2 protein-coding genes are annotated in these 2,046 nt (G+C 39.3%); one reads left to right on the forward strand and one right to left on the reverse strand.

Annotated features, from left to right (window positions below; all coding sequences use genetic code 11):
* Nucleotides 1–42: 42 nt before the first annotated feature.
* Entirely contained in the window at nucleotides 43–1,416 is a 1,374-nt protein-coding gene (locus OGM63_RS01820; RefSeq protein WP_263743790.1) for an RNA-guided endonuclease InsQ/TnpB family protein, read from the reverse strand.
* Between the two features lie 77 nt (nucleotides 1,417–1,493).
* Between OGM63_RS01820 and tnpA the strand changes: the two genes are divergently transcribed.
* Nucleotides 1,494–1,904 carry an IS200/IS605 family transposase gene (gene tnpA / locus OGM63_RS01825; protein ID WP_263743791.1) on the forward strand — a complete coding sequence of 137 codons (411 nt, stop codon included), beginning with the start codon at nucleotides 1,494–1,496 and terminating at the stop codon, nucleotides 1,902–1,904.
* The last annotated feature ends 142 nt before the right edge of the window (nucleotides 1,905–2,046 follow it).

Raw genomic sequence — 2,046 nt, forward strand, 5'->3', positions numbered from 1 at the left:
GTGACATCTCCTACACTGACCCTTGCGGGTACAGTGTAGGCTTCAAGCAGTCCTGTTAAGGATATGCAAGATTTCCTTCGTGGTACTTTCATCCATAGTTCCAACTACAGAAATCTTCCCACTACGGCGTTTTATTCTGGGGAAAATGCCCAACCCCAGACGCTTCAAATTAATAGAGGCATTAATATCCCTATCAACTTTTAGCATTTGTGTTTCATCCCAATATTCTCGAATATCAGTGTCGGTAAAAACTATTTCGTTCCGATAACTGAGAACTTGGGAGGTATATGCGGGATTTTGAGGTATTACGACGGCTCCAGCTTTTGCGGCTATGTATGCGAATATCTCAAAAAACTGTCCAAAACCAGCATCCATCCAAGACTTATTCAATCCCGACTTTGCGGATTGACCATTGGGTAAAAATAACCCATCCTCATCCTGTTTTGGTGCATTACGTTTACTCAAACCTTGTAAATTTAGTTTTTCTCGAAAGAATACTTTCTTGCCGGTTCTTACAAGTTTATGAGCAGTTTTATATTGAAAATCTTTACGAGTTCTGGCTATCTTTTGGTGAAGATGTCCTTCCTTTTTAGCTAGTTTGCGTCGTGACTTACTGCCAGGTTTACGTTTGTTTCTTTTTTGAGAAATCTTGTCTAATTTGTGTTGATTTTTACGTAATGATTTAAGACTTGGTAACTTAGTACCATCACTAGTTGCCAAATAATCATCACCATGCAGAACAGCATCTAGCCCCATTGAATTTTCCCAATCTGGAGCAATGGAGTCAGGGTTAAATTCTGGTACAGAACTATCTTCTAAACACATTTGCATATACCAGCCATCGACCTTCTTGATTACGCTAACTTGTTTTAGCTTGAAACCGTCAGGTAGTGGTCGGTGCATTCTGACTTTAACAACACCAAGTTTTGGCAGCCGTAAATAAAACCATTCCTTCCGGACTAGTTTAATCCAATCATGGTTCGCAGTTGCAAAGGTCATTGTCCGAAAACTGGCTTCTGTCTTGAACCGTGGTTTCCCGGAACGCTTGCCATTACTATCCCCAACAATAAAGCGTTCAAAAGCTTTATCGACTCGTTTACATACATCTTGAAGAATAGTTGAGTCAACACTCTGGAAATCAAGTAATTCTCCACTATGCATTACCTTAATTAAGTCCTGTTTAATCATTGGTAATTGCAACTTTTGGGAATAGTAATTAGGGCGGCTTCCAAACAAAGTAGGAAATATTTCCTTCCATTGTGGAAATGCTTGTAATTGTAAATGGTTATTCTGCCACCAAGTGAAGCGCTCACCCAACTGACGGTTATACCAGTAACGAGAAATTCGCAACCAATCATTAAGCTCTAGTTTCTGATTAGTGTTGGCAAACAATTTATACTGGTATGTAGTCTTCATAGACGCTTCGACCTTGCGTGTTTGACTTAGTGTTTGAACATGGTTATAATACCTTGGTATTTGTTTTGGTGTCAAGCGTGAAAGAAGATTTTATTTCTCGTGCCAGAGGGGTGTCAGACCTCAAGGCACATTTGGTGTTGACTACAAAGTACCGTAGAAAGGTATTTACAGGAGAAATGATTAATCGCCTGCATGAGATATTGAAAGAACTATTGAGAAAATGGGATTGTGAAGTGGTTGATTTTAATGGTGAATCAGACCATGTGCATTTACTTTTTCGTTACACTCCGCAAACTGAATTGCCCAAATTTATTAATAACGTTAAAACTGTCACAAGTCGTTACTTACGCAAGGAGTTTCCAGACAGAGTTAACCAGTTTTATCGTCAAGATGTTCTTTGGAATGGCTCTTATTTTATTGCATCGTGCGGTGGTGTTACAGTTGAGACACTTAAAAAGTATGTTGAGTCCCAAAACAAACCAGAATAATTTGTCAAAAACTCAACTACCCTTGAAGACTGTTTCCGATTTATCGGAAATACATCTTCAAGGGTGTTTCGTTTTTGACTCGCAATTCATCCCATCACCAACACTCCGTGTATGGTGTGGGGCTTCTTGCTGTACAAGCTAA

Origin of the sequence: Plectonema radiosum NIES-515 (assembly GCF_025753815.1) — a bacterium.
Lineage (GTDB): Bacteria > Cyanobacteriota > Cyanobacteriia > Cyanobacteriales > Nostocaceae > Hassallia > Hassallia radiosum_A.

Excerpts from the sequence above, each read along its gene's own strand:
- OGM63_RS01820 (WP_263743790.1), bottom strand. The coding sequence starts at position 1,416 with ATGAAGACTACATACCAGTATAAATTGTTTGCCAACACTAATCAGAAA.